The organism is Paenibacillus sp. KN14-4R (genome assembly GCF_052180255.1).
GTDB lineage: Bacteria > Bacillota > Bacilli > Paenibacillales > NBRC-103111 > Paenibacillus_AM.
The window spans coordinates 2698560-2717015 of sequence record NZ_CP197466.1; the positions used below are offsets into that span (position 1 = coordinate 2698560).

The 18456-nt window shown below is 42.8% G+C and carries 18 protein-coding genes; all 18 read right to left on the reverse strand.

Annotation, left to right across the window (positions count from 1 at the left end):
- Nucleotides 1-11: 11 nt before the first annotated feature.
- Complete coding sequence (locus ACSBOP_RS13030; protein ID WP_442600964.1) at nt 12-620, reverse strand: ribonuclease HII; 609 nt, start codon at nt 618-620, stop codon at nt 12-14.
- 52 nt (nt 621-672) lie between these two features.
- Nucleotides 673-2370, reverse strand: a complete 1698-nt coding sequence (locus ACSBOP_RS13035) for a methyl-accepting chemotaxis protein (protein ID WP_442600965.1) — start codon at nt 2368-2370, stop codon at nt 673-675.
- A 135-nt stretch (nt 2371-2505) separates the two neighbouring features.
- Nucleotides 2506-3402, reverse strand: coding sequence for a ribosome biogenesis GTPase YlqF (ylqF, locus tag ACSBOP_RS13040; RefSeq protein WP_442600966.1), 897 nt, complete (start codon nt 3400-3402; stop codon nt 2506-2508).
- Between the two features lie 32 nt (nt 3403-3434).
- Complete coding sequence (gene lepB / locus ACSBOP_RS13045; RefSeq protein ID WP_442600967.1) at nt 3435-4067, reverse strand: signal peptidase I; 633 nt, start codon at nt 4065-4067, stop codon at nt 3435-3437.
- A gap of 92 nt (nt 4068-4159) precedes the next feature.
- Complete coding sequence (gene rplS / locus ACSBOP_RS13050; protein ID WP_442600968.1) at nt 4160-4501, reverse strand: 50S ribosomal protein L19; 342 nt, start codon at nt 4499-4501, stop codon at nt 4160-4162.
- Nucleotides 4502-4637: 136 nt separating this feature from the next.
- Nucleotides 4638-5411 carry a tRNA (guanosine(37)-N1)-methyltransferase TrmD gene (trmD, locus tag ACSBOP_RS13055; protein WP_442600969.1) on the reverse strand — a complete coding sequence of 258 codons (774 nt, stop codon included), beginning with the start codon at nt 5409-5411 and terminating at the stop codon, nt 4638-4640.
- The gene (gene rimM / locus ACSBOP_RS13060) at nt 5408-5929 is read right to left on the reverse strand and encodes a ribosome maturation factor RimM (protein ID WP_442600970.1); all 522 of its coding nucleotides are present in this window, start codon (nt 5927-5929) and stop codon (nt 5408-5410) included. The genes trmD and rimM overlap by 4 nt, the downstream gene beginning before the upstream one ends.
- A gap of 66 nt (nt 5930-5995) precedes the next feature.
- Entirely contained in the window at nt 5996-6226 is a 231-nt protein-coding gene (locus ACSBOP_RS13065; protein ID WP_258205933.1) for a KH domain-containing protein, read from the reverse strand.
- A 24-nt stretch (nt 6227-6250) separates the two neighbouring features.
- Nucleotides 6251-6523: a 30S ribosomal protein S16 gene (gene rpsP / locus ACSBOP_RS13070; protein ID WP_442600971.1), complete on the reverse strand. Its 273-nt coding sequence runs from the start codon at nt 6521-6523 to the stop codon at nt 6251-6253.
- Nucleotides 6524-6569: 46 nt separating this feature from the next.
- Entirely contained in the window at nt 6570-7937 is a 1368-nt protein-coding gene (ffh, locus tag ACSBOP_RS13075) for a signal recognition particle protein (protein ID WP_442600972.1), read from the reverse strand.
- Between the two features lie 17 nt (nt 7938-7954).
- Nucleotides 7955-8302 carry a putative DNA-binding protein gene (locus tag ACSBOP_RS13080; protein WP_442600973.1) on the reverse strand — a complete coding sequence of 116 codons (348 nt, stop codon included), beginning with the start codon at nt 8300-8302 and terminating at the stop codon, nt 7955-7957.
- A 108-nt stretch (nt 8303-8410) separates the two neighbouring features.
- Nucleotides 8411-9406: a signal recognition particle-docking protein FtsY gene (ftsY, locus tag ACSBOP_RS13085; protein WP_442600974.1), complete on the reverse strand. Its 996-nt coding sequence runs from the start codon at nt 9404-9406 to the stop codon at nt 8411-8413.
- Nucleotides 9407-9452: 46 nt separating this feature from the next.
- Nucleotides 9453-13028, reverse strand: coding sequence for a chromosome segregation protein SMC (gene smc, locus ACSBOP_RS13090; protein ID WP_442600975.1), 3576 nt, complete (start codon nt 13026-13028; stop codon nt 9453-9455).
- Nucleotides 13029-13099: 71 nt separating this feature from the next.
- The gene (locus tag ACSBOP_RS13095; protein ID WP_442600976.1) at nt 13100-15193 is read right to left on the reverse strand and encodes a stalk domain-containing protein; all 2094 of its coding nucleotides are present in this window, start codon (nt 15191-15193) and stop codon (nt 13100-13102) included.
- A gap of 109 nt (nt 15194-15302) precedes the next feature.
- Nucleotides 15303-16007 carry a ribonuclease III gene (rnc, locus tag ACSBOP_RS13100; protein WP_442600977.1) on the reverse strand — a complete coding sequence of 235 codons (705 nt, stop codon included), beginning with the start codon at nt 16005-16007 and terminating at the stop codon, nt 15303-15305.
- A 62-nt stretch (nt 16008-16069) separates the two neighbouring features.
- Nucleotides 16070-17305, reverse strand: a complete 1236-nt coding sequence (gene fabF, locus ACSBOP_RS13105) for a beta-ketoacyl-ACP synthase II (RefSeq protein ID WP_442600978.1) — start codon at nt 17303-17305, stop codon at nt 16070-16072.
- Between the two features lie 103 nt (nt 17306-17408).
- Complete coding sequence (gene acpP, locus ACSBOP_RS13110; protein WP_258205942.1) at nt 17409-17642, reverse strand: acyl carrier protein; 234 nt, start codon at nt 17640-17642, stop codon at nt 17409-17411.
- 73 nt (nt 17643-17715) lie between these two features.
- Nucleotides 17716-18456, reverse strand: a complete 741-nt coding sequence (gene fabG, locus ACSBOP_RS13115) for a 3-oxoacyl-[acyl-carrier-protein] reductase (protein WP_442600979.1) — start codon at nt 18454-18456, stop codon at nt 17716-17718.

Here is an 18456-nt window from a genome sequence, read left to right on the forward strand (position 1 = left end):
AAAGCAGTCTATTAAAACAACTCACCTTGTTGATGCAATATATTGCGCAAAAAAGTAGGGCGATGCAATGGAGTCGGTCCAAATTCTATTATTTTCTCACGATGAAGTTTCGTTCCGTAGCCTTTATGGAGTGCAATTCCGTACTCGGGGTATGCAAAGTCCCACTGCAAACACATTCGATCACGTGTCACTTTCGCAATAATCGAAGCAGCAGCAATCGATTGACTAATCGCGTCTCCATGAATAAGTGCCATTTGATCAATTGTCGTATCGATTGTCTCCGCATCAACCAAAACAAAATCCGGTATCTGCTCCAATTGCTCCACTGCCTTTTTCATTGCTAGCCTAGAAGCGGCCTTAATATTGATACGCTCAATCGTATCAACATCCACAATTCCAAGACCGATTGCAATCGCTTCTTCCACAATTCGATCATATGCTATTTCTCTTTTTTTCGGGCTTAATTTCTTCGAATCATCTATACCATCAATGACTAGACCTTGAGGTAAAATGACAGCAGCGGCTACGACATCTCCAAATAGACAACCTCTACCTACCTCGTCCACACCCGCAATATATTTAACACCTTGATCCCATAACATTTTCTCGTGCTCAAGCATTGATTTCTCTCCTTGTCTATGTACCTATAGACGAACCTCTAACTCTTCCATATTATATCTTAAATTGCTCAATTTGTTTCTGTAATGTTTTGGAGGATGACTCTACAAATTCAGATGAACTTGAAATATCTTCTATGATAGAGAGCTGCTCATCCGATGCAATTGCAACAACTTGAGTTTGATTCGAAGCATCTCGCGAAATAGCTTCCAATTCTTCAAAAGAAGCAATAATTTCCTCGCTACTTGCAGACATCTCCTCGGAGGCTGCAGTCACTTCTTGGATGTGGTCTGAAACTTCTTGAATCGATTTGCGAATCTGCCCAAACGCTTCTCCTGCAAGATAAGCAATTTTTTTGCCAGCTAACGCATCTTGTACACCGATTTCCATTGTGTTTGCCGTTTGCGCCATATTCCGATTAATTTCTTCAATTAACGTAGCAATTTGATTAGCTGAATTTTTACTACGATCAGCTAAGTGTCTAACCTCATCTGCAACGACAGCAAAACCTTTCCCATGCTCACCGGCACGTGATGCTTCTATTGCTGCATTCAGAGCTAGCATATTCGTCTGATTTGCAATATCTCTTATTATTTTTAAGATTTGACTGATATCATCTGCATTTACTTGTAATTGTTGGAGGCTAGTTACTGTCTTTGACACAGAATCATGGATTTTATCCATTTGAGTTACCGTATCTTGTATAATCGTGTTCCCTTGATCCGTGTAGTTAGTTGCTTGATTAGCTAGTTCTGACACATTTCCTGATGACTCTGCGATTGTAGCAATACCACTTGCCATCTCATCCATTGCCTTCTTGCTCTCTTCCATACTGCTTAACTGTGTTTTAGAGCCATGCGCAATGCTTTGAAACGAATTCGTCATTTCATGTGTACTTGAGGCTGCTTGATGCGCATTTGTACGTAATACGCCTGCTGATTCAACAACTTGTTCTGAATTTTTTTTAATATGTAAGATTAGCTCTTTTAAGCTTGCAACCATCTGATTAAAATTAATCGTCAGTCTACCAATCTCGTCCATACTTTGAATTGAAATGACAGAAGTTAAATCCCCTTGTGCAGCTTGCTTGGATAATTTCGTAAGTTGTAAAAGCGGTCGTAATGCATACCAAACGTATCCGATTATAATAGCAACCGCAATTCCCGCAACTAAGATTCCTATTAAAACATTACGTGTGAGTGATGCAGACAGATCACTATCAATTTGTTGATAACTATAATCCGCCCCTTTAATCGCAACAACTTCCCCTCGCTCGTCTCGAATCGGGCTTAGGATCGTTATCCATTCCCCTACATCATCCTTGTACACCTTTGTAATTCCTAAACCATCTTTTTGCATGGCATCATACGCTGCTTTTAATTCCTTACTCAGCTCATAATTAGATTGAGAAGCGCGATCCGCCCCTAAAAATGTGAAGTAATTTTTCCCATCTTCTGATATCAATTCCGGAAAAAATAAGTAACTATCCTTCACACCACTACTTGTACTCGTCTTCTCTAAGGCTTTAGATATATTTTGATAAAAAGCACCATCAACGAATTGATTCTCCCTGATCTCCTGCTCAATGATCGCATTCATCGATTGATCAATGGCTTTCATTCGATCAAAGTACAACTGTTGTTCTTTATAGTATGCACTGCTTACGAACTCCGCTGTAAGAATGATAAGCACGATACTGAGAATGACGCTTGTTTTCACAACAAGACTTAAACTTCTAAATTTCCTAAACATTCGTATGTCTCCCCTTTGTTGCGTAAATGACACCACTTCGACATTATCCTTAGAAATTGAGCTGAACGCAATCCAATATTTGGATATATGTGAAGTCAAAAAAAGAAGCACCCAAAGGTACTTCTTATTCAAATACTATTCCATGATGGGTTCGGCTGCTATCTGAGCCCCAGGTGTTTCTAACGAAATCCGTGTGATTTTTCCATTACGAAGTTCGCGTAAAATGATGACAGATGCCTTATCGAGATCCACTCGTCCACCACTTACAATCGCCCCACGCTTACGCCCAATTGCCTCCATAACAGCTAATATGGCTTGGTTATCTTCCAGATCAGTAGGCAGCTTATCTAAGCTATAGCGCTCCTTCAGCTCCTCGGGGTAATTTGCAATTAAGTATTGAATGGAATAATAGGCGATTTCGTCCAGATGCAGAATTTCTTCACGAATCGCACCTGTCGCAGCTAGAGCAAGACCCACTTGCTGGTCTTCAAACTTTGGCCACAAAATGCCCGGTGTATCCAGAAGTTCCATCTCCGTGCCAACTTTAATCCATTGCTGCGCTTTTGTCACCCCTGGTTTGTCTCCAGTTGCCGCAATCTTTCTGCCAGCCATATGGTTAATTAATGTCGATTTCCCCACATTCGGAATCCCTACAATAAGTGCACGAATCGCACGTGGGCGCATCCCTTTGCGAATTTGAGCTTCAATCTTATGTGCTAACAGCTTCTTTGCGCGTGGAATAATTTCTTTAACTCCAAAGCCTGTTGACGCATCAATTGGGAGCGCATCCAAGTTTTCCGTCTCTGCAAAATAACGAATCCATTCTGCAGTCACTTTCGGATCAGCTAAATCGTTTTTATTCAAGACGACTAGTCGCGGCTTATCTTTTAAAATTTCATCAATCATTGGGTTTCGACTTGACTGCGGAATACGTGCATCAAGTAGTTCAATCACCACGTCGATGAGTTTGAGTTTTTCTTGAATTTGTCTTCTTGCCCTAGTCATATGACCAGGAAACCACTGTATGTTCATGCTTTCACCTCTTACGGCCCGATCGAGACATGCTAGTCAACGAGGCTAAATTTATTCAGCGGCCAGAAAATGACATCTGCACGTCCTACGACTTGTGAGATATCAACAAAACCGACATCCTCAAAACGGCTATCTTTGGATACTGGACGATGATCTCCTAATACAAAGAGTTTACCTTCCGGCACTTTCGATTCTGGGAAATTACGTAATGTATTATACGGGTGTCCATCTTTATGAGCATTTTCAACCGCTGTCTTTAAGTAGGGTTCATTCAGCTCATTACCATTAACAAACACCTTGTCACCATCTACTTTTACTGTATCACCTGGAAGCCCGATTACCCGCTTAATGTAATCATCTTCAGCTGTCGCTTTAAAAACGATAACATCTCCTTGTTTCGGCTTACCAAAAGTATACGTAATTTTATTGACGATCAATCGTTCTGCATCAAAGAAATTTGGTTCCATCGAAGGGCCTTTGACTTTAAATGGCTCAAATAAGAACCCACGAAGCACCACAACGATAACAACGGCAATCAATAACGCTTTTGCCCATTCCCACGTTTCTTTCTTCAGCTTACTCGTGGTTGGATTAGGCTTATTTCCTTCCCCATTCGTATCCGATACTTCCACATCTTTTGTATGGTCATTCTCGTTGCGTTCCATAGGCCACCCTCCTCTATATTCGACATCATGAACATGCCTCATTTGTGATATTAGAAACTAAAAAGGAGCTTGCATAACAAGCCCCTTCATTATTAGCGAATTTCTTGAATTCTTGCAGCTTTACCACGAAGACCACGAAGATAATAAAGTTTCGCGCGACGTACTTTACCACGACGAGCCACTTCAATCTTTTCTAGTTTCGGGCTATTCAATGGGAATGTTCTTTCAACACCAACGCCGTAAGAAATCTTACGAACTGTGAATGTTTCAGAAATCCCGCCGCCGCGGCGTTTGATTACAACACCTTCGAACAGCTGAACACGCTCACGAGATCCCTCGATAACTTTTACGTGTACCTTAAGAGTATCTCCTGGACGGAAGTTAGGAAGATCCGTACGCAATTGCTCTTTTGTAATTTCCTGAATAAGATTCATATATGACTCCTCCTTCCACTCAGATGTTCATACCGCTCAATAGCGTAGAGGACCATCAGATTAAAAACCAGCACAACATTTGATATTATAACATAGGCAGCAGCATATTACAAGCATTTCCCTATGATAAATATTTTCACTTCTTCTCACGCAGTTCCTGCTCGTATTCACGCTTCCACTGCGCTTCTTCCTTCGATAATTTGCGGCCCTCTAGCATGTCCGGACGACGCTTTAACGTACGTAAAAAGGACTGCTGACGACGCCACGCATCAATGTTCTTATGGTGACCCGACATTAAGATATCAGGAACACGCATATCGCGAAACTCGACGGGACGTGTGTACTGTGGGTATTCCAGTAGTCCTGTGGAGAACGAATCGGTCACGGCGGACATTTCATTGCCCAGCACACCTGGTTTAAGACGTACGACCGCATCGATCATAACCATGGCAGGTAGCTCACCGCCTGTAAGCACATAGTCGCCAATCGACAGTTCATCCGTCACAAGAAACTCACGAATACGCTCGTCATATCCCTCATAATGACCGCATACGAAGATCAGATGCTCCTCTTGAGACAGCTCCTCGGCTTTACGCTGTGAGAACGGCTCGCCCTGTGGACACATCAAGATGACACGCGGCTTCTTCACTGGTTCATCAGAACCTGCCGACTCCTGCAACTGAGCAGTAAGCGATTCAACAGCAGTGAATAGCGGCTCTGCTTTGAGCACCATACCGCCTCCACCGCCATAAGGATAGTCATCCACTGTATTATGTTTATTGTTCGCATAATCCCGGAAATTAACTGTACCGAGCTGCACAATCCCCTTATCCTTGGCTTTACCTAGGATCGAAGAATTAAACACACCTTCGAACATTTCCGGAAAAAGCGTCATGACATCAATTCTCATTCTTCCAGCAAACCTTCCATCAGGTATACGATTACCTTTTTCTCATCCACATTCACATCTAAGATCACTTCATCAATTACTGGTAGAAGCAGATCTTTACCCATTGGACGTTTAACCACCCATACATCATTAGCGCCAGGAGACAAAATTTCTTTTATCGTGCCGAGGGTTTCACCCTGTTCCGTGACAACTGCACAGCCAATAATTTCGTGGTAGTAATACTCATCCTCTTCAAGTTCTTCCTGCTCAGATGCAGCTATTTTCAGCAGAGAACCTTTAAACTTCTCCACCAGATTAATGTTGTTAAAATCTTTAAGCGTAATGATATACGTTTTTTTATGTAAACGAGAAGATTGAACGACAACAGGTGTTTGCGTTCCTTTCACATCCACAATAATAAGCTGGTTACCCGATGCAAAACGCTGATCAGCAAAATCCGTATGGGGTACTACTTTTAATTCACCACGGATGCCATGCGTATTAACAATCTCACCTACTGTATACAATGGTTCACTCATGCTGATGATTCAACCTCCCGAATATGTCCTTATAAAGAAAAAGGTTAGGATCAAGTCCTAACCCTTTTATGAAACAATTTCTACAGTCACACGTTTACTTTGTTTCACTGCTGCGGATGTGACGATGGAGCGAAGTGACTTCGCGATCCGACCGCCCTTGCCTATTACTTTGCCGATATCCTCAGCGTTCACGGACAATTTGTAGACGATACTGCTCGCGCTCTCTTCTACACCTACGCTAACATCCTCGGGATGATCAACGAGCGCCTTGGCGATAACGATGATTACATCTTTCATAATTCCCTCCGAGTGAGCAGATTATTACTTCTGCAATTTAAGCTCGTGAAACTTAGTCATAAGACCTGCTTTGGAGAACAGGTTACGAACTGTATCGGATGCTTGCGCACCGTTGGAAAGCCATTTCAATGCTTTCTCTTCGTCGATTTTCACAACTGCTGGTTGTGCAACCGGGTTGTAGAAACCGATTTCCTCGATGAAACGACCGTCACGCGGGGAACGGGAATCTGAAACAACTACGCGATAGAAAGGAGCTTTGTGAGCACCCATACGCTTTAGACGAATACGAACTGCCATGTATAATTCACCTCCATAATAGAATAAAAGTTATATATTCAATCCCTCAAAAAGGAAATTTGAAACCTTTACCAAGCTTGCCTTTTAAACCTTTCATACCCTTACCTTTAGGACCCATCATACCCGAGAACTGCTTCATCATCTTCCGCATATCTTCGAATTGTTTGATGAAACGATTCACTTCCGTAATGGAGTTACCCGAACCTGCGGCAATCCGCTTCCGGCGGCTGTGATTCAGAAGTTCAGGTTTCACCTTCTCTTCCTTTGTCATCGAGCGCACAATCGCCTCAATACGAGTCAATTGCTTATCATCGACTTTCAGATCCTTCATGCCCTTCATCTTATTAGCACCAGGCAGCATATCTAAGATCTGATCAAGCGGCCCCATTTTACGAACCTGCTCCATTTGCTCTAAGAAATCATCGAACGTAAATTCTGCATTACGCATCTTACGCTCCATTTCCTTTGCTTTATCAGCATCAATACCTGCTTGCGCTTTTTCGATCAAGGTAAGTACATCACCCATACCAAGTATCCGAGATGCCATCCGTTCTGGGTGGAATGGCTCTAATGCATCAAGCTTCTCGCCCATAGCGGCAAACTTGATCGGACAACCTGTTACGGCTTTAACGGAGAGTGCAGCACCACCGCGCGTATCTCCATCCAACTTCGTAAGTACAACACCAGTAAGTGTTAGCTGCTTATGGAAGCTTTCAGCTACGTTAACGGCATCTTGTCCAGTCATTGCATCGACTACGAGCAAGACCTCATCTGGATTTACTGCTGCATGAACATTACGAAGTTCATCCATTAGTGTTTCATCGATATGAAGACGACCCGCTGTATCGACAATGACGTAATCATGGCCATTCTCAGAAGCATGTGCTAAAGCTTGTTTAGCAATCTCAACTGGGCTTACCTGATCCCCAAGTGAGAATACAGGCACTTTCAATTGTTCTCCAAGCACTTGAAGCTGCTTAATGGCTGCAGGACGATAAATATCACCCGCTACAAGTAAAGGTCTACGACCTTCCTTCGTAAGTAACTTTGCAAGCTTACCTGACGAAGTCGTCTTACCCGCCCCTTGCAAACCGACCATCATAATCACTGTTGGCGGCTTGTTTGAACGTGCAAGCTTACTTTGAGTACCACCCATAAGCTCTGTTAATTCTTTATTTACAATATCAACAACGAGCATCCCTGGTGTAAAACTCTTCATTACCTCTTGGCCAACTGCTTTCTCTTTGACCTTCGCGATAAATTCTTTTACAACCTTGAAGTTTACGTCCGCTTCGAGTAATGCCAGGCGAACTTCACGCAGCGCATCATTGACATCGTCTTCTGTAAGCTTTCCTTTCGTGCGTAGCTTGCTAAACACATTCTGCAAACGACTTGCCAATCCATCAAATGCCATGAGCGCTCACCTTCTCTCTAATCGATCCGTTCTATTTGTTCAATCAGTAATTTTGCTTTTGTTTTATTCTCATCATCTAAGCTTACAATCACACGATCAAGTTCTCGCATTAACTGTTGTCTTTGCTCAAACTTTTGAAGTAATCCAAGCTTCGCCTCATATTCGTGCAACATGCTCTCCGCACGTTTGATATGCTCGTACACGGCTTGGCGTGATATACCAACGTTTTCTGCGATTTCACTTAATGAATAATCATCATGTACATAATACGCAAGAAAAGTACGTTGCTTCTCCGTCAGCAGGAGCTCGTAAAAATCAAACAGCAGATTCATGCGATTCGTCTTTGCAAGCAATTCATCTTTCATTGTTCCCGCCTCCGTCAAGGTAAATACCTTTACATCTGCAACATTGACTATCTTACTTGATATCAAATGCATTGTCAAGGCTTTTACCTTGTCAGCTGATGGGAAATATTATTCTTTCACTTCTTCGCCCATTTCAGAAGCCCATTTTCCAAATAACGCATGAACAAATTGCTCAGAATCAAATACTTCAAGGTCATCCATCTTCTCGCCTAAACCGACGAACTTCACAGGAATGTTCAATTCTTGACGGATTGCAATAACAATACCGCCTTTTGCTGTCCCATCAAGTTTCGTTAGAACAAGTCCCGTCAATCCTGCCTTATCTCCGAACATTTTTGCTTGGCTAAGTGCATTTTGACCTGTAGTAGCATCAAGCACGAGTAGAGTCTCATGCGGCGCATCTGGAACTTCACGTTGAATCACACGATAAATTTTTGCAAGTTCTTCCATTAAGTTTACTTTGTTTTGCAAACGTCCGGCCGTATCACACAATAATACGTCCACTCCACGGTTCTTAGCTGCTTGTACAGCGTCGAACATAACAGCGGCTGGATCAGAGCCAGATTGTTGCTTAATTACATCTACGCCGACACGAGCGCCCCAAGTTTCAAGTTGTTCAATCGCACCTGCACGGAACGTATCACCTGCTGCTAGCAAAACCTTTTTACCTTGAGATTTAAATCGGTGCGCCATCTTACCAATCGTTGTCGTCTTACCAACTCCGTTCACACCCACAAATAAAATAACAGTTAGTCCATTTCCGGACATGCGCAGCTCATTATTTTCCTCACCGCGAAGCAGCTCAACAAGCTTCTCAGACAAGATCGGTTGAAGATCATTAGGGTCTTCAATCTTGTTCTTACGTACTGCAGCACGAAGCTCATCCATCAAATTCATCACCGTGTTCACACCAACATCGGCACCAATTAAAATTTCTTCTAATTCTTCATAGAAATCTTCATCAATCTTTTTACGGCGTGAAAATAAATCCTCAACCTTATCCACGAACGCATCGCGTGTTTTTGCTAATCCATCTTTAAACTTTGATGTTACTTGCTCCGCTTTGGAAGCAATACTTTCCTTTAATTTACGAAAAAAACTCATCTTGTCTAGTCACTCCTCTTGTATGATCAACTACATTTTACTTCAATTAAGATGCCGAAATGAAGCTATCTTCTTCCTCTAAACGAACAGAGACAAGCTTCGATACGCCGCCTTCTTCCATTGTCACACCGTACAATACATCTGCTTCTTCCATTGTACCTTTACGGTGTGTTACAACGATAAACTGTGTAGATTCCGCAAACTCACGAAGGTACTCCGCAAACCGTGATACATTCGCCTCATCAAGTGCTGCCTCAACTTCATCCAGGACACAGAACGGTACAGGTTTCACATGTAAAATTGAAAATAACAAAGCAATCGCAGTAAGTGCACGCTCTCCCCCTGACAGCAAGCTCAAGTTCTGCAGCTTTTTACCTGGTGGCTGCGCTACAATCTCGATCCCTGTCTCTAAAAGATTATCTGGTTCAGATAGAATAAGATCAGCTCTACCGCCGCCAAATAACTTCGAGAAAACCGTACCGAAATGGGAACGAATCGCATCGAAAGTCGTTTTGAATTTTTTTGACATTTCGTCTTCCATTTCACGAATAACACCATACAAGGTAGTCTTCGCTTCGATTAAATCGTTCTGTTGCGCTGACAAGAAGTCATAGCGTTCATATACGCGTTCATATTCTTCAATTGCACCTAGATTCACGCTGCCAAGCGATGCGATTTCTCGTTTCAACTCACGAACCTCAGACTGTGCACCAGGAATATCCTCCGGAATCGGATAACGTTCCTTCGCCAGTTCATAGCTAAGCTCGTATTCTTCACTCAATTTCTTAAGTAAATTATCCAGTTCAACATCTAGACGGTTCACTCGGACTTCCGTTGCATGAAGCGTAGACTCCACTTCTTTAAGTGCAACACGCTGCTCACGAGTGTGACTCTCCTCCTGCTCTAGCTTACGAAGCCAATCAGCACGTTCTGCACGCTTGAACTCGATCTGCTCTGCACACTCGCTACGACGTAGCTTCGCTTGATTCAAGGCTTCGAGCTGCGCAATGGATTCCGCCTCATTCATCTCTGCACTTCGCTCAAGTTGACGTAAGCTTTCTTGGCTATCTGTCAGTTCTTGCTGAACTTGAGCAAGTTCCTGCTCGATTCGTTTCTGTTCGGCAAGTAAGCCTTGTTTCACTTGAGAAGTTGCGGCTACCTTTACTTTGAGTCCAGTCAAATGCTCTTGTAATTCTTCTTTCGCAAACTCACTTGCTTTACGAGCTAATTCTGCATCACGTAATTTCTGTTGGAGCTCTGCATCCACTTTCTCAAGCTCAGCAAGCTCGATCCTACTCTGTTCTTTCTTCTGTATGTGCTCCGTTCGTTCAGCTTTGAGTGAATCGCGGTCTTGTGTATCTTCACTGAGTCCTTCATCTATTGAGCGCGCCTCTGCATTCAAGGCACTTCGTTCACTGAGTAAGCTCTGCTCTTCGATCCGCTTCGTTTCACTTAAATCACGCAGCTCTTGCAAATCACGGTTCGCTTGTGCAATTTCAGCTTTCACATTAGCAACCCGCTGCTTGCATTCTTTTAACTCAACATCAGATAATACAATCTCTTTCTCCAGCTCTTCGATCTGGCGTTTACGTCCAAGCAGATTCGCTGTTTTCTTCGCATGGGAACCCCCTGTCATGGAACCACCAGCATTGACGACATCACCTTCGCGAGTAACTACACGGTAACGATAACCAACTTTTGCAGCAATTCGGTTTGCATCTTCCAGTGTCTCTGCGATTACAACATTCCCTAATAAGCTTGCGATAATTGCTGTATATTCGGTTTCAAAACTGACTAAATCAACAGCAACACCGACAAACCCAGCAGCTTCCTGCATGGCTCTTCGCTCGTTGTCACTGATCGAACGTCCACGAATAACATCCATCGGTAGGAAGGTAGCTCGCCCTAATTGTCTTTGTTTCAAAAAGGCAATCGCCGTACGACCATCCTTCTCCGTCTCCACGACGACATTTTGCAAAGCGCCTCCAAGCGCTGTCTCAACAGCGACCTCTACTTCAGCCGGAACTCTTACGAGTTCCGCAACTGCGCCGCGAATTCCTTTTAAGTGATTGTTTCGTTTGGCTTTAAGCACTTCTTTAACACCATGCATAAAACCATCAAAATCGTCTTGCAGCTCCACCATTGTATCGCGACGGGAAATTAACGCATCCATACGGCCTTCCACTTTACGTGCAATAACCTGCTCTTCCTCGGCTGCTTTTTCTTTTTCCCGTAATTGACGAGTTGCCTCCACATACTTGGTTCGAACTTCATCGAGCGCTCTTGTTGCCTCTTCAATTGATCCATCTAACAACTTTCTTCGCTCTACAAGCTCATCTTGTTGTTTTGACCATTTCTGGCGCTCTTCTTCTAACTTCTCTAACCGACGATTCAAGCTATCACTCTGCTGCTCCGCATACCGAATATCGTTACGAGCTGCGGCAATGGCATTCATAATTTCTAGCAATTCGGTTTTAAGTAATTCTTCTGCCTCAGTTCCAAGACCACCGCTAACACCCAGCAGTCGAATTTCTTCCTCTTTGAGAACCTTTTCAAGCTCCTGAAGATCTTGTGTGACTACAGTCAATTTACCCTGCTGTTCGGATAACTCAATCTGACGACCTTCTATACGCGTTTGTTGCGAAGTGATACTTTGGAGCAATGTTTCCCGATTACTGCCAAAATGTTTCTTGCGTTCCCGCAGCACTTCCCCGTAACCTTCATTCTTCTCCACTTCCTCACTAAGACGCAGCAGCGTAGCTTGTAAGGTATTGACTTCATCTTCTAAGCGACGCTCCGCCAATCGATGTTCTTCGAGATGTGCATCATGAAGCTGTACAACTGTTGAGAGCTTCTCCTGCTCCTTGCCAAGTTCAACCAGCTTTTGACTTCCTTCTTCCCATGCGGCATGAATCCCCTCAATTTCGTGCACATAAAGGGCAATTTCACTTTTTTTCAAAGTCTCTTTTAATTGTTTAAATCGCACCGCTTTCTCCGACTGTTTACGCAACGGTTCTACCTGTGCATCCAATTCTGAAACCAAGTCATGAATACGCAGCAAATTTTGCTCCGTATCCGCAAGTTTCTTCTCCGCTTCTTTCTTCCGTGATTTGTATTTCACAATACCAGAAGCTTCTTCAAAAATACTGCGTCGGTCCTCAGATTTCGTACTTAAAATCTCCTCAATCCGGCCTTGTCCAATGCTGGAATAAGCTTCTTTACCGATACCTGTATCCATGAACAGTTCAGTTATATCTTTCAGGCGACAAGCCTGTTTATTGATAAAATATTCACTATCTCCACTACGATGTACACGACGGGTGACAGTTACTTCTCCAAAATCGAGTGGTAATGTCTGCGACGCATTATCCAGTGTTAAAGATACTTCACCGTAATTGACCGCTTTACGCGCATCACTACCTGCGAAAATGACATCTTCCATTTTTCCACCACGTAGTGATCGTGCGCTTTGTTCACCAAGTACCCAGCGTATGCCGTCGGATATGTTACTCTTCCCGCTCCCATTCGGTCCTACTACAGCCGTAATACCCTGTACAAATTCCAGCTCCGTGCGATCTGCAAATGACTTGAAGCCAGACAATTCAATCCGTTTCAAAAACATGGTCTCACCTCAGCACCTATTGTAACACAACCCGCGCCCCGGATGGAGTCCTCCAGTAAATCCATTTTGCACTAGTGTCCATTAGGAAAATATTCAAATTCCATTGTAGACGGTTTTGTTTTCTCACCTACTATGGCTGAAGCATAAGAACGACCTTCAAACGTAATAACAGTAAGACATTCTTTCATATTCGATAGTTCTGACCAATGATCATGAATAAATGCAATAATAAGAGATCGCTTACCGTTTTCGGACAATGCTTTGAATTGGAGCAAATCCTCTTCACTGGAGAACTCCAAGTACATGTTTACAGAATCTGCTTCTGATTCTTTATCACTTTTATCTCCACTCTCGTTTACTTTATAATCCAACTTTTTTTGCAAAGAATGGATCACGTAAGCTTCTGTGAGCTTTGTTTTCTCAAGATCTGGATCATACTTACCTGCAAAAAAATCTCCCTCTTGCAAAACTTTTCCTTCTGCATTTTTCAAGACACCTTTACCATCGGGCAATCCCATGTAATGCTCACCTGTATACACATCACCATTTGTCATATAGGAAGTCCCTTGTCCAATGAAGTAATTATTCACTAATTCGCCTACATATCGCACTTTCCCTTGTGTATCATAGCTAGTTCCCCACCCGAAAGGCTGATCACGATAAAAGTCTCCCTCATAGGTTAACTTGCCAGTGTGATAAATCTTTCCAATTCCATTACTGTAACCATCCTCAAAATTCCCTTCATAAATTAATTCATCTTTCAGAAATATTTTTCCCTGACCCGTTAATGAACCATCCTGCTTGAAGTAACCTACGTACTTATATCCATCATCAGAATAATTCGTACCCTGTCCATCGATTCTATCGTTCTTATACTGAACTTCATGCATGAGAACTTGATTTGCATTATATGATTTCACAAGCCCTTCACGTTTCCCTTTTTGCATGTGTACAAGGGCATAACTTCCATCTTCATACACAATTTTCCCATCACCATTTGGGATCTCTTGATCGAACCCACCCGTGTAGTACCTACCTGGCGCATATACATCATACAAAGTTCCATTTCCTTGTATTTTCCCGTCTACAAAATTCCCTTCATACCACACCTTGTTATCTTCCCACATATACTTACCTTTACCGTGCGGTTTGCCCTCTTTCGTCGCACCTTCATACTTTAGGAAATAGGAATGCAGCATTTCATTGACATACGAGCTATATCCCGAAATGATGTCCGTTTCACGAAACTCTTCACTCCAACTCACTTCATGATCTGTCGTTTGAGCAATAAGCTGCAGGGGAATAAGCGTGTCTCCCTTTTCAAGACGTGGGGCTGCTGCTAATTGAATTTCCCTGCCATCCATAGTCGCTACCGAACTGCCGATCTGTAAATTGATTTTTAATCGCTCACGAGCAATTTTGATTACTTGTGTATCTTGATTCCAATCCATTGTCATGTTTAGCGCCTCAGCCACTGGTCGAAGCGGAATCATGACTACGGAGCTTTTTTCTTCCGGTAATTCGCCAGAATATATAAGTTTGTCTCCAAAATAAACAGAAAGCGGATGCATGGATACTCCATTTGCCGGAAGTTCCATTGTTGATTCCTCATTCTCATATTTAGTAATCATTCCTTTTTCCTCAAAAGCTTTAACTAAATCTATTGACGCATCATGAAGTGGATTTCCCGCAACAGAAACTTCCGCTAGCTGTTTGAGAGATGTTAGAGGCGTAAGATCCTTGATTTGATTGTGGTCAATCCACACGTATTGCAAATTAGTTAACCCTTGTAAAGGACTTATATCGATAATATTGTTATGATCCAATACCACACTGTTCAATTTGGTTAATTTTGCAATTGGATCGAGAGAAGTAATTTGATTTCCTTCAATTATAAGTGCTCGTAAATTTGTTGCGTATTGTAAGCCTTCTAAGCTTAATACAGACTGATTTTGAGGCACTTGAAGCACCTTTAGTTTCAACATATCGGCTTTTACAAGTGTACCTGTAGGTTTATAGATTTGTTTACGAATAACCTTTTCCAATTGCTTATCTATTATTAACGGAGCCTTCTCTGCTTTTGCATCATCTGTACACCACGTCACCACAATGAACAATACCAAACAAAATATGAACCCATATGTACTTATCTTTCTCTTACTCACATTAGCACGCCCCTCATCGACTCTTATCTACAAAATGAAAATAAAAAAATCGACCTCATAACCTTACTGAAGTCGATTCATGTAGCTGTATATCCAGCTTGCTAAGCGATTATCTAATTTCAATGCTTACGTCTAATTTCTCTAACGCTTGTGCCGCTGCACCTTGTTCAGCTTCTTTCTTAGATCGACCTATGCCTTGACCTAAGATAGAACCATCCATATGCACTTCAGCCACAAATTGTTTTTCATGAGCAGGTCCCCGCTCATCTACAATTCGATATTCAAGCGACCCCATGCTGTGTTGCTGGGTATGTTCTTGTAAAAACGTTTTATAATCAATAATGAGATGTTTACCCGCAGTTGGGATGTTCCCAAACACATACTTTCGCAAAAACGAACTTGCGGCCAACAATCCTTGATCCAAGTATAGCGCACCAATAAACGACTCGAATACATCTGCAAGTAGAGATGGCCGCGTACGTCCACCCGTTAATTCCTCACCTTTTCCAAGTAAGACAAAGGCTCCAAAATTCAACTTTTCAGCAAATGTAACGAGTGACGGTTCGCACACGATGGAAGCCCGCAGCTTCGTCAATTCCCCTTCAGATCGATCCGGATACGTTTCATATAAATACTCTGATACGGAAAGTTCAAGTACAGCATCCCCTAGAAACTCAAGCCGTTCATTGTCCCGATGTCCTGCAATCCGGTGTTCATTCACATAAGAAGAATGTGTAAAAGCTTGCTTTAACAAGTCACTATTTCGAAAAGTAATCCCAAGTTCCGATTGTAAGTGCTTTAAGTTCCGATTCATGATGCAATTCACCACCCCATGAGACTGACATTGTGCTAGCTTTGGTCAATGGCTAATGGCATTTACTCTTCGAATTTTTTAAGCAGAATTGTCGCGTTATGTCCACCAAAACCAAATGAGTTAGACATTGCAACTTTAACTTCTGCTTGGCGAGGGTGATTCGGCACATAATCAAGATCACATTCAGGATCTGGGTTTTCCAAATTGATTGTTGGCGGAATGATACCGCGTTCAATTGTCAATCCACAAATAACGGCCTCGACCCCACCAGCTGCTCCAAGCAAATGGCCTGTCATCGATTTTGTTGAGCTTACTGCTACTTTATAGGCATGATCGCCTAGTGCTTTCTTAATGGCAATCGTTTCTGATTTATCGCCAACTGGCGTGGAAGTACCATGAGCATTGATATAATCAATTTCACTCGGTGAAATTCCAGCATCTTTAATCGCCTTGATCATACAACGTGCTGCACCATCTGGATCTGGATCTGTCATATGGTGAGCATCGCCACTCATACCATAACCAATAACCTCAGCATAAATGTGCGCACCACGAGCTTGAGCATGGTCAAGCGATTCTAGAATCAAAATTCCAGCACCTTCACCCATTACAAAACCATCACGATCTGTATCAAACGGGCGGCTTGCTTTCTCCGGCTCTTCGTTGCGAGTAGACATTGCACGCAGTGCACAGAACCCAGCCATACCTGTTGGTGAAATCGTTGCTTCCGCTCCACCACAGATCATGACATCTGCTTCCCCATGTTTGATGAGCTTGAAAGAATCACCGATCGAATGTGTACCCGTTGCACAAGCCGTTACAGAAGTCGTATTCGGCCCTTTCGCTCCGGTAATCATCGAGATTTGGCCTGAAGCCATATTCGCGATCATCATCGGAATGAAAAAAGGTGAAACGCGTTTCGGTCCTTTTTCAAGTAAAATCTTATGCTGCTCTTCCCATGTTTGTAAACCACCGATACCTGAACCGACAGATACGCCGACTCTCTCAGGATCTGCTAATTCTCTTACATCTAATTTCGCATCCTTCATCGCTTTGTCGGTTGCAGCTACCGCGAACTGAACAAAACGATCCATACGACGCGCTTCGCGACGATCAATATAATCTTCGGGGTTAAAGTCTTTAATGGAAGCCCCAATACGTGTCGGATATTCACTCACATCGAATGACTCAACATGCGAAACGCCTGACTTTCCATCTAAAAGATTACCCCAAAACGTTTCAACCTCTTTACCTAGTGAGGTGATAACGCCTAAACCCGTAATTACGACTCGTTTCACTTTTGACCACCTCTATATGATTAACCGTGTTTGTATTTTAAATTAAGTAAAGCTTCTTATAATGAGGAGAAGTCCCGTTTGGTTAAGAACGGGACTCGCAACTCTAGGTATGAGATTTAATGTGGTCTACAACTTGACCTACTGTAGTAATCTTCTCCGCATCTTCATCGGAAATTTCCAAATCAAATTCATCTTCAAGTTCCATCACCAATTCTACTACATCAAGAGAATCAGCGCCTAAATCATCTTTAAAAGATGCTTCGAGGGTGACTTCTGCCTCATCTACCCCTAGACGATCAATGATAATACGCTTAACGCGATCTAATACGTCGGACATCCGGTTCACCTCCTCCTTGGTATTATATATAACTTTACATCAAAATTCCAGAGCCTAGTGTTTCACCCTTGAATTACATGTACATGCCGCCGTCTACATGCAGGGTTTGACCTGTCATATAGGAAGCATCATCAGATGCTAAGAAGCGGACAGTCTTGGCAATATCGTCAGGCTGACCAAAGCGAGCTAGCGGGATTTGACCCAGCATAGATGTACGAATTTCCTCTGATAATTGATCCGTCATATCCGTATCAATAAACCCTGGTGCTACAGCATTCACCGTAATACCACGAGAGGACAATTCTCTTGCTGCCGATTTCGTCAAACCGATCACACCAGCTTTAGCTGCTACATAGTTAGCTTGTCCCGCATTGCCAAGTACACCAACAACAGAGGTGATGTTAATAATACGGCCATAACGTTGCTTCATCATCGGGCGTGTAACTGACTTGATACAGTTGAATACACCCTTCAGATTTGTATTAATGACCTCGTCAAATTCTGCTTCTTTCATACGCATGATTAGATTGTCACGCGTAATACCTGCATTATTCACGAGGATATCAATCTTGCCAAATGCTTCGATTACTTCCTTTATCATCGCATCAACTTCAGCGCTAGATGCAACATTTGCGCGAATTTTAATCGCTTTACGGCCCATTGCTTCAATGGCTTGTACAACCTCAGCAGCAGCAGTTTCATTACCAGCATAGTTCACAGCAACATCAGCGCCTGCCTCTGCCATTTGTAGTGCAATAGCTCGACCAATCCCCCGTGATGCGCCTGTAACTAACACAGATTTTCCTGTAAGCAT

Excerpts from the sequence above, each read along its gene's own strand:
- ftsY (WP_442600974.1), bottom strand. The coding sequence starts at position 9,406 with ATGAGTTTTTTTCGTAAATTAAAGGAAAGTATTGCTTCCAAAGCGGAG.
- acpP (WP_258205942.1), bottom strand. The coding sequence starts at position 17,642 with ATGTCCGACGTATTAGATCGCGTTAAGCGTATTATCATTGATCGTCTA.
- ACSBOP_RS13030 (WP_442600964.1), bottom strand. The coding sequence starts at position 620 with ATGCTTGAGCACGAGAAAATGTTATGGGATCAAGGTGTTAAATATATT.
- trmD (WP_442600969.1), bottom strand. The coding sequence starts at position 5,411 with ATGAGAATTGATGTCATGACGCTTTTTCCGGAAATGTTCGAAGGTGTG.
- ACSBOP_RS13035 (WP_442600965.1), bottom strand. The coding sequence starts at position 2,370 with ATGTTTAGGAAATTTAGAAGTTTAAGTCTTGTTGTGAAAACAAGCGTC.
- ACSBOP_RS13080 (WP_442600973.1), bottom strand. The coding sequence starts at position 8,302 with ATGAAAGATGAATTGCTTGCAAAGACGAATCGCATGAATCTGCTGTTT.
- rplS (WP_442600968.1), bottom strand. The coding sequence starts at position 4,501 with ATGAATCTTATTCAGGAAATTACAAAAGAGCAATTGCGTACGGATCTT.
- rpsP (WP_442600971.1), bottom strand. The coding sequence starts at position 6,523 with ATGGCAGTTCGTATTCGTCTAAAGCGTATGGGTGCTCACAAAGCTCCT.
- lepB (WP_442600967.1), bottom strand. The coding sequence starts at position 4,067 with ATGGAACGCAACGAGAATGACCATACAAAAGATGTGGAAGTATCGGAT.
- ylqF (WP_442600966.1), bottom strand. The coding sequence starts at position 3,402 with ATGAACATACAGTGGTTTCCTGGTCATATGACTAGGGCAAGAAGACAA.
- rnc (WP_442600977.1), bottom strand. The coding sequence starts at position 16,007 with ATGAATCGGAACTTAAAGCACTTACAATCGGAACTTGGGATTACTTTT.
- ffh (WP_442600972.1), bottom strand. The coding sequence starts at position 7,937 with ATGGCATTTGATGGATTGGCAAGTCGTTTGCAGAATGTGTTTAGCAAG.
- ACSBOP_RS13065 (WP_258205933.1), bottom strand. The coding sequence starts at position 6,226 with ATGAAAGATGTAATCATCGTTATCGCCAAGGCGCTCGTTGATCATCCC.
- fabG (WP_442600979.1), bottom strand. The coding sequence starts at position 18,456 with ATGCTTACAGGAAAATCTGTGTTAGTTACAGGCGCATCACGGGGGATT.
- smc (WP_442600975.1), bottom strand. The coding sequence starts at position 13,028 with ATGTTTTTGAAACGGATTGAATTGTCTGGCTTCAAGTCATTTGCAGAT.
- rimM (WP_442600970.1), bottom strand. The coding sequence starts at position 5,929 with ATGAGTGAACCATTGTATACAGTAGGTGAGATTGTTAATACGCATGGC.